The organism is Polaromonas sp. UBA4122 (assembly GCA_002381615.1).
Classification (GTDB): Bacteria; Pseudomonadota; Gammaproteobacteria; order Burkholderiales; family Burkholderiaceae_C; genus Polaromonas.
In genome coordinates this window covers 1-8,485 of sequence record DFWY01000121.1, presented here as the reverse complement: position 1 = coordinate 8,485, position 8,485 = coordinate 1, and the positions used below count along the sequence as shown (strand labels likewise).

General features: G+C 62.3%; 6 protein-coding genes and 3 pseudogenes. 4 read left to right on the top strand and 5 right to left on the bottom strand.

Annotated features, from left to right (window positions below; all coding sequences use genetic code 11):
- The 3 genes from B3F77_RS21035 to B3F77_RS15240 all read right to left on the bottom strand — a co-directional run.
- On the bottom strand, positions 1–251 hold a 251-nt coding region (locus B3F77_RS21035), incomplete at its 3' end, for an SDR family oxidoreductase (protein ID WP_414703019.1).
- Positions 252–269: 18 nt separating this feature from the next.
- Positions 270–1,280, bottom strand: a complete 1,011-nt coding sequence (pdxA, locus tag B3F77_RS15245) for a 4-hydroxythreonine-4-phosphate dehydrogenase PdxA (protein ID WP_293605769.1) — start codon at positions 1,278–1,280, stop codon at positions 270–272.
- 16 nt (positions 1,281–1,296) lie between these two features.
- On the bottom strand, positions 1,297–2,388 hold the full coding sequence (locus B3F77_RS15240) for a four-carbon acid sugar kinase family protein (RefSeq protein WP_293605768.1): 1,092 nt from the start codon (positions 2,386–2,388) through the stop codon (positions 1,297–1,299).
- A gap of 433 nt (positions 2,389–2,821) precedes the next feature.
- On the opposite strand from B3F77_RS15240, the gene B3F77_RS15235 reads away from it, so the two are divergent.
- From B3F77_RS15235 to B3F77_RS21030, 3 genes and pseudogenes are all read left to right on the top strand, one after another.
- A complete protein-coding gene (locus B3F77_RS15235) occupies positions 2,822–3,556 on the top strand; it encodes an SDR family oxidoreductase (protein ID WP_293605767.1) in 735 nt (244 codons plus the stop codon).
- 177 nt (positions 3,557–3,733) lie between these two features.
- Positions 3,734–3,883, top strand: a pseudogene (locus B3F77_RS15230) (fumarylacetoacetate hydrolase family protein); the annotation flags it as partial.
- Between the two features lie 14 nt (positions 3,884–3,897).
- Positions 3,898–3,975 (top strand): annotated as a pseudogene (locus B3F77_RS21030) (ABC transporter ATP-binding protein); the annotation flags it as partial.
- A gap of 245 nt (positions 3,976–4,220) precedes the next feature.
- On the opposite strand, the gene B3F77_RS15220 reads toward B3F77_RS21030, so the two are convergent.
- Positions 4,221–7,295: an FAD-binding and (Fe-S)-binding domain-containing protein gene (locus tag B3F77_RS15220; RefSeq protein ID WP_293605766.1), complete on the bottom strand. Its 3,075-nt coding sequence runs from the start codon at positions 7,293–7,295 to the stop codon at positions 4,221–4,223.
- Positions 7,296–7,302: 7 nt separating this feature from the next.
- On the bottom strand, positions 7,303–8,010 hold the full coding sequence (locus B3F77_RS15215) for a GntR family transcriptional regulator (protein WP_293605765.1): 708 nt from the start codon (positions 8,008–8,010) through the stop codon (positions 7,303–7,305).
- A 114-nt stretch (positions 8,011–8,124) separates the two neighbouring features.
- Between B3F77_RS15215 and B3F77_RS15210 the strand changes: the two are divergent.
- Positions 8,125–8,283: pseudogene (locus B3F77_RS15210) on the top strand (serine--glyoxylate aminotransferase); the annotation flags it as partial.
- Positions 8,284–8,485 lie beyond the last annotated feature (202 nt).

Sequence of the window (8,485 nt, the reverse complement as noted above, 5' to 3'; positions counted from 1 at the left end):
ATGAGCTGGCCGCTGTTGACGCGCACGCCGTGCGGCGCCATCTCGCGCGCGAACACGCGGGGCATGGTGCTGACAAAGGCCTTGGCCGCACCGTACAGGCCCGCGCCTTCACCGCCGCCGGTGCGCGCGGCAATCGAGGTGGTGTTGATCATGTTGCCGTGCCCGGCGCGACGCATCACGGGCGCGGCAGCGCGACAGATGGCGAAGGCAGCGTGGGTGTTTGTGTTTTCCTGTGGTGTGAAGAGCTTGATCGGTTTGGGGCCGCGGAGTTAGAGCGCAGGACGTGCTGTGCGCCGGCCTTCCACCAGCGTCATGGCGTACTGGATGGCATCGACCATGCTCTCGGCACTGGCGCGGCCCGTGCCCGCGATGTCGAATGCCGTGCCGTGGTCCACCGACGTGCGCAGAATTGGCAGGCCCAGCGTGATGTTGACGCCGCTGACCGACTGCCACACGCCCGTGGCCGGATCGATGCTGAAGCCCAGTAGCTTGACCGGGATGTGGCCCTGGTCGTGGTACATCGCTACCACCGCATCGAACTGGGCGGCGCGCAGCTTGATGAACACCGTATCACCGGGCCAGGGGCCTGTCACGGCGTGGCCGGCGGCGGCATATTCGGCCACCAGGGGGGCGATGACGGCGCCATCTTCCTTGCCCAGAATGCCGCCTTCGCCCGCATGCGGATTGAGCCCGGCCACGGCCACGCGCGGCTGGCGGATGCCCAAGGCGTGAAGGGCTTCGAGCGTCACATCGAGTACACGGCGCAGGCGCTGCGGCGTGAGCCGGCCCGGCACCTCGGCCAGGGCGCAGTGGGTGGTGACATGGGTCACGCGCATCGGGCCATGGGCCAGCATCATCACGCCGTCGCGCGTGCCGGTCAGATGGGCCAGCATTTCGGTGTGGCCTTCGAATGGATAGCCCGCCATGTGCAGTGCCTCCTTGCATAAGGGCGCAGTCACGATGGCGTCGGCCTCGCCACTCTGGCAGAGCTGCACGGCACGTTCCACGGCACGGTAGGCCCAGTGACCGCCGGCTTCGCTGATTTGGCCGGTGGTCAGCGGTTGTGTCACCGGCCCGACGTCGATCATGTCCAGCGCAGCGGTGTCGAGTTGGAGCAGGCGCGCGGCCCGCTCCAGTGCCTGGGCGCTGCCCAGCACCTTGAGTTCGATGCGGCCCTGCGCGACGAGATCGCGCATCTGGTGCGCGGCCTTGACGATGATCTCGGGGCCGATGCCCGCTGGGTCGCCCATGGTCAGGGCCAATCGGATGGGTGTGTTCATGTGTGCTGTTCCTTCGTCAGTCGGGGTGGCATGAGGGGATGATTGCAGCCAACAGGGCGCGCAGGTCATCGGGCGGGCCGAAGGCCCCTGAGCGAGAATAACAGGTGAGGCCATCCCACGGCCCACCGACCAGACGGGCACGACCCCAGCCCGCGCGCGGACTGGCTCCGGCCTGCAGGCTGCGCACATCGGCAGCACGGCACAGGGCCAGCAAGGTGTCGCCGCCCACCACAACCAGGGTGGTCGGGCGGGGCCAAGTAGTGATGACGGTGTGCATGCGCTGCATCAGCCGGGCCTGCGCCTCGGCGGGGGAGAGGGGCTGCGCCTCGGCCAGATCGAGTACCTCGGTGCGCGTCTCGGGCGGTGGCAGTTGACGCAATTGTTCCCGCAGCACCGGATGGCGGCTGGCGGTCAGCACCAGGGTCGAGCCCGGGGCTGGGGGCGGCGGGGCCGCGCTGATGGCACTTGCCGGTGCTGTGGCGGCGGCCTGCCGCGCCAGCGCCCAGGCCAGCCCGGCGCTGCCACACCACAGCCATTGCTGCGCCTGTGGACCGGCCGTCAGGGTTGCAAGCTGGTCCAGGTCGTGGTCGCTCAGGATGTCGGGAATCACGACCTTGCCCGCATCTTGCAGGCTATCCTGCACACGGGTTGGAATGTGCGCGCTTAGTCCAACGTTGGAAAAGGCCTGCAGCAGCGTGCACGCGTGTTCGTGCGTGCGCGGGCCGTGGGGCTGGTGCGGTGGCGCTACCCAGTGGCGTCCCCGGGCCGTGAAGCGCCCCTGCGCTGGAAATGCCGGCGCGAACACCACGCCAGCAAAGCGCCCCCTGCGCATGAGCCAGGCGATCTCGGCAAAAGTGTTGCCGCGCAGCAGGCTGTCGATTTTCTTGAAGGCGCTGCCGGTGGCGACTAGCCAGTCCAGGCTGGGTGCCAGTATGGCCGGCAGGCTGGCGGGCGGCACATCGCGTGTGCCCGTGGCGAGGACCTGCACCGCCTGCGCGGATGGGCCAGGCTCATCCAGAAACACTGGCACATTGCCTGCGTTGGCCCATGCCGCGGCACTGTCGAGCGCGCCGGTCAGATCGTCGGCCAGGATGTGCCAGGGTTTCATGTCACTTGCATCTATGAGAATGGTTGGCAAACGATTAGCGTATGAGGCGCTCGAACAACGCGTCAATGCGTAGCCACCAGACGGTCTTGAGGGTGAGCTTGGCTGCATGGGTGGCACCGGAGATCGGCATGCTGGGCGCTTTTGAAGCGGTATTAAGGGTTAGCCAGAATTGGACAAGTGGCCAGACCAATTGATAATCCCATAATTCCATCTCCGCGGCATCCGGCTAAACCCGGTAATACCTCTAATACCCCCATGAAACCGCAAGTCACTATTGAGTCCAGTCATCTGCGGCACGTCAATTGTCCGCCCAAGTTCGTGCGAACTGACGCTATTCGCGCCAAAAACGCCAGGTTGGAGCATGGAATGGCACGGTCCCGTTATTGAAAACGGCAAGTAGCCGATCTACTTATCTACTTATCAAGGAGAAGACATGAGACTGAAAGGCAAAAACGCGCTGGTCACGGCAGCCGGTCAGGGCATAGGGCGCGCCAGCGCCATGGCACTTGCGGCAGAAGGTGCGCAGGTGTGGGCTACTGACGTGAACGCCAAGCTGCTCGAGAGCTACAAGGGCGTGGCCAACATAACGGCGCTGCCGCTCGACGTGCTGGACAAGGCCGCCATTCAAAAGCTGGTGGCTGAGGTGCCCGCGATGGATGTGCTGTTCAACTGTGCGGGCTTTGTGCACGGCGGCACGGCGCTCGTTGCCACTGACGCCGAATGGGAATTTGCCTTCAATCTCAATGTGCGCTCGCAGTTCTGGATGATTCAGACCGTCCTGCCAAAAATGCAGGCCAAGAAGGGCGGCAGTATCATCAACATGGCCAGTGTGTGCAGCAGTATCAAGGGGCTGCCGAACCGCTTTATATACGGTACAACCAAGGCGGCGGTGATCGGGCTCACCAAAAGCATTGCGGCAGATTTTGTCGGGCAGGGTGTCCGCTGCAACGCCATCTGCCCCGGTACCGTTGACACCCCTTCGCTGCAGGATCGCATCAATGCCAACGTCGATCCGGTAGAGGCGAGGAAAAACTTCATCGCACGCCAGCCACTGGGCCGCCTGGCCCAGGCCCATGAGATTGCACCGCTGGTGGTGTTTCTGGCCAGTGACGAATCCGCTTTTGTGACGGGCCAGGCTTACAACATTGACGGCGGCATCACCATATAAACCAGCTCGACCTCACAGGCCGGCAAGCGGTCATCATGGGCGGCGAAGCGGGCCTGGGGCTTTGCCATCACGCAGCGTTCCTGGCCTCGGGTACTGCTGCGATCTGGTGGGGCCGGATGCCGCGGCCATGACCGATGTGCAGCAGCTCGGCCTCAGTGGTGATGGCCTTGACCAAATCAGGGCCCTAATGCTCCGGTCATGCTGTCCAAAGGTTCCGTCAAGACCGACTGGGAGGCCGACCTCGGCGTGGTGATCGGTACGCGGGCATGTTATGTGTCGCGAAAAGAGGCGCTCAACCATGTGGCCAGTTGCTGCGCCATCAACGATTGCGCTGTGCTGCCGCCAGCCATCGCGAGGAGTTGCTGCAGACCATCGCTGCCTTGCCGGTCGACGTGTCGGTGCTGCTGATCGAACGCGACAACCGCGCTACCGTTCGATCGTTGATCCTCAGCCTTTCCTGGAAATTGATGACGCTCGCAACCTGAGCTGGAAAAAAATAATATAAATCGGGCTCTAGCCCAATGAATACGGCTGCTTATAGCTATTAAAAGTGTAGCTAACCAGGGCTCCTGACCGTTCTGGGCTGAACCGGTCAAGCCATCGACCTTCGACAAGCTCAGCACGAACGCAAGTCAGGCGTTGCTAGCCGCCAGGCCGCGCAGCTTCAAGCCCGTAACTGCCGCGCCATCAGCACCGCCACGTGAATCGCCTCGCGCTGTGCGCCATCACGGATCTGGTGACGGCAACTGGTGCCGTCGGCTACCACTATTGACTCGGGCTGCTTGCGTACGGCGGGTAACAGACTGAGTTCGGCCATCTGCATGGACACCTCGTAGTGGCTGGCTTCGTAGCCGAAGCTGCCAGCCATGCCGCAGCAGCTGGACTCGATCAGCTCCGGCTGGGCACCGGGAATCAGTTTGAGCACGTCGATGATGGGGCTCACCGCGCCAAAAGCCTTCTGGTGGCAATGGCCGTGCAGCAAAATGGGCTGTCCAACCGGTTTGAGTTTGGCCTTGAGTTCATCCAGCTTGCCAGCAGCCGCTTCGCGTGCCAGAAACTCTTCAAACAGCAGCGCCTGCTTACTGATGGTGTGGGCCGCTTCGCCCAAACCCATCACCAGCATCTCGTCGCGCAGGGTCAAGAGGCAGGAAGGCTCCAGTCCGACGATGGCAATGCCTTTTTCAGCAAAGGGCAACAGGGCGTCAACCACTTCGCGCGCCTTGGCGCGGGCCTCGTCCACCATGCCGCGGGACAGATAGGTGCGGCCACAGCACAGGTGCTTGCCATCTGCTGTTGTTTTGGTCGCTACGTGCGCTGTATAACCGGCGGCTTGCAGCACTTTTAATGCTGAACTTGCGTTGTCTGACTCAAAGGTGCCGTTGAAGGTGTCGACAAACAGTACGACCGGCTTGCTGGCAACCAGCACCTCTTCGCGTGTGGCACTGCTAGGCGCCGAGTTGAAGAAGGTCTGCGTCTTCCACTGGGGCAGCGTGCGCTTTGCAGAAAAGCCGGTCAGCTTCTCGCTCAAGGCGGCCAGGCCCGGAATTTTGTCGCGCAGATTCAGCAGCGGGGCGAAGCGGCTGGCCCAGTGGGCATAGTCGGGCAGGCGGGCGACCAGTTTGTCCTTGAGTGTGTAGCCGTGCTTGAACTTATAGTGATGCAAAAACTCCACCTTCATCTTGGCCATGTCCACGCCGGTTGGACAGTCGCGCTTGCAACCCTTGCAACTCACGCACAGGTCCATTGCTTCCTGCATGGCTTCGCTGGTGAAGGCGTCCTGGGCATTCATGCCCTCAAGTTGGCCCGACAGGGCGAGGCGCAGCGTGTTGGCGCGGCCGCGGGTCAAATGCTTTTCGTCGCGCGTCACGCGGTAGCTGGGGCACATGGTGCCGGCGTCAAACTTGCGGCAGTGGCCGTTGTTGTTGCACATCTCCACGGCTTTGGCCAGACCCTGCGCTGGGTCGCCGCCGCTGCCCGGTGTGCTGGTTTGTTCGGTGACCGGGTCGTTCTGCACGTCCCAGGCGCGCCAATCGAGGGCGGTTTGGATTGGAGTGACCTTGTAACTCGGCGCAAAGCGCATCAACCGCGTGTCGTCCATCTTGGGCGGGTTGATGATGCGGCCCGGGCTCAGCAGGTTCAGCGGGTCCATGGCCTGCTTGATTTTGGCGAAGGCCTCATTGATCTGCGGGCCGAACTGCCATGCGATCCACTCGCCGCGGCACAGGCCGTCGCCATGTTCGCCGCTGTAGGCGCCTTTGAACTTGCGCACCAGCTCGGAAGCCTCCTCGGCAATCGCGCGCATTTTGGCTGCACCCTCATGCCGCATGTCCAGAATCGGCCGCACATGCAGCGTGCCGACGGAGGCGTGCGCATACCAGGTACCTTTTGCGCCGTATTTTTTGAAGACCTCCGTCAATGCGTCGGTGTATTCGGCCAGGTGCTCCAGCGGCACGGCGCAGTCTTCAATAAAACTCACCGGCTTGCCGTCGCCCTTGAGGCTCATCATGATGTTGAGCCCGGCTTTGCGCACTTCCCACAAGTTTTTCTGCGCTGCGTCCTCAAGCATTTCGACTACCGAGTCGGGCAGCAGCAGGTCGCCCATCAGTTCACCCAGCCGCTTGAGCTGCGGCAGCAGTTTGGCCTTGCTGGCGCCCGAGAACTCCACCAGCAAGATGGCTTCGGGCCGGCCTATCAGCGCGCTGCGAATGGTAGGCGCAAAAGCCGGGTTCTGCAGCGACAGATCAATCATCGTGCGGTCAACCAACTCCACTGCCGTGAGGCTGCCTTCGCCCAGTTTGGCGATGTGTTGCGCCGCGTCCATGGCCCGGTAGAAGGTGGGAAAGTTCACCACGCCCAGCACTTTGGCTTTTGGCAACTCGCTCAGTTGCAGCGTCAGGGATTTGGTCAGCGCCAGTGTGCCTTCGCTGCCTATCAGCAGGTGCGCCAGGTTGACCGAACCGTCGGCGGTGTAGGGCCGCTCGCTCTGGTTGTCGAAAATATCCAGGTTGTAGCCGCCGACGCGCCGCATGACCTTGGGCCAGAGCTGGCTGATGGCCGGTTGCAGCTGCGCGGCCAGAGTACGGACGTAGTCGCCCAGTTCGCGGCTTTTGCCGCTGCTGCTCGCGTAGGGGCCCAGCTGCAGTAGCTGGCTGTCGGAGGTCCACACTTGCGCGCCCAGCACGTTGTGCACCATGTTGCCGTAGGCAATGCTGCGGCTGCCGCACGAGTTGTTGCCGGCCATGCCGCCCAGCGTGGCCTGCGCGCTGGTGGACACGTCCACCGGGTACCAGAGGCCATGTTTTTTCAGCGCAGCGTTCAGATGGTCGAGCACGATGCCGGGCTCGACATCGGCCGTGCGCTTGTCGACATCGACTTCGATGATGTTGCGAACATGCTTGGCATGGTCGATCACCAGTCCGGCGCCCACTGTTTGGCCGCACTGGCTGGTGCCGCCGCCGCGTGGAACGATGGGCACGCCCAGGTCACGGCAGATATCGAGCGCGGTCCGTACATCGGGCGCGCTACGCGGAACAAACACGCCCACCGGCATCACCTGGTAAATCGAGGCGTCGGTGGCGTAACGGCCGCGGTCAGCGGGGGAAAAAAGCACTTCGCCGTGGGTTTCACTTGCCAGCCTGGCCGCCAGCCGGCCAGCCACTTCATTGCTCGCGCGCGCAACGTTGTCGTAAGCGTGTGCCGCAGTTTCCTGCGTCCCTTTCAGGGGCAATGGCGCGTTCATAGTGCGTTCATGCCTTGGTCGGCAAAGGGGCCGACTGAGGGGCCGCCTGACTGGTCATGCGCAGTTGCTTAATCACGACATCGCGCTTTTCGTTCAGGTGGATCAGCAACACGGCCCGCATGGCGGCCGCGTTGCGCGTGCTCAGCGCTTCAATCATTTGCTCGTGCTCCTTTACTGACGCGCGCCATTTGTCGCCGTCCTGATTGGAGCGAAAGCGTAAGGCCTGCAGCCGGGCATTGACCTGCTTGTAGGTGGCGGTGAGTACCGGGTTTTTGGCGGCGGCATTGATCGCGCTGTGAATAGCGGCGTTCAGCCGGTAATAGGCGGGCAGATCGCGCCGCGTGTAGGCGGCCAGCATCTCGTAATGCATGGCCTTGATCTCGGCCAGCTCGGCATCGGTGATGCGCTGCGCGGCCAGCTCGCCCGACTGCGCCTCCAGCCCGGACATTACCTCAAAGGTGTTCAGCACATCGGTCTCGGACAGCTCCACCGCAATGGCACCGCGGTTGGGTAGCAGCTCGACCAGGCCTTCGGCGGCCAGCATCTTGATGGCCTCGCGCAGCGGCGTGCGCGAGACATTGAGAACCTCGCTGAGCTCGCGCTCATTGAGTTTGGCACCCGGCACGATGCGGCTTTCGACCAGCATCTGGCGCAAGCGCTGCACCACCTGCTCATGCAGGGCGGCGCGTGGAATAGGGATGACGTCAGCACTCATATTCGAATATTGTATGCAAAAATAATGTCTGCCAAATAATATTTAAGGGATAAACCTATTGACAAATGAATTTTGTATGCAAAAAATGACACCTATTCACGGAACACACATTTTATGTTGACGCTTGACTCTCATCCCGCAGGCCTTCATTTCCTGCAAATCCCCGGACCGACCAATGTCCCCGACCGGGTGCTGCGTGCGATCGACAACGTGACGATCGATCATCGCGGCCCCAAATTCGCCGTACTGGGCAAAGCGGCGCTGGTCAATATGTTGCCTGATTTACACCGTTTCCCGGTATCTACCGGCCCCCTTTGCAATCAACGTGGAGATTTTTTATGAGCAAAACCTACAACATCCTCATCATGGGCGCCTCTTACGGCTCCTTGCTAGGCAGCAAGCTGCTGCTGGCTGGACACAACGTCAAGCTGGTCTGTCTACCGGCCGAGGTCGAACCTGTCTCTTATACACATCT

Excerpts from the sequence above, each read along its gene's own strand:
- pdxA (WP_293605769.1), bottom strand. The coding sequence starts at position 1,280 with ATGAACACACCCATCCGATTGGCCCTGACCATGGGCGACCCAGCGGGC.
- B3F77_RS15240 (WP_293605768.1), bottom strand. The coding sequence starts at position 2,388 with ATGAAACCCTGGCACATCCTGGCCGACGATCTGACCGGCGCGCTCGAC.
- B3F77_RS15235 (WP_293605767.1), top strand. The coding sequence starts at position 2,822 with ATGAGACTGAAAGGCAAAAACGCGCTGGTCACGGCAGCCGGTCAGGGC.
- B3F77_RS15220 (WP_293605766.1), bottom strand. The coding sequence starts at position 7,295 with ATGAACGCGCCATTGCCCCTGAAAGGGACGCAGGAAACTGCGGCACAC.
- B3F77_RS15215 (WP_293605765.1), bottom strand. The coding sequence starts at position 8,010 with ATGAGTGCTGACGTCATCCCTATTCCACGCGCCGCCCTGCATGAGCAG.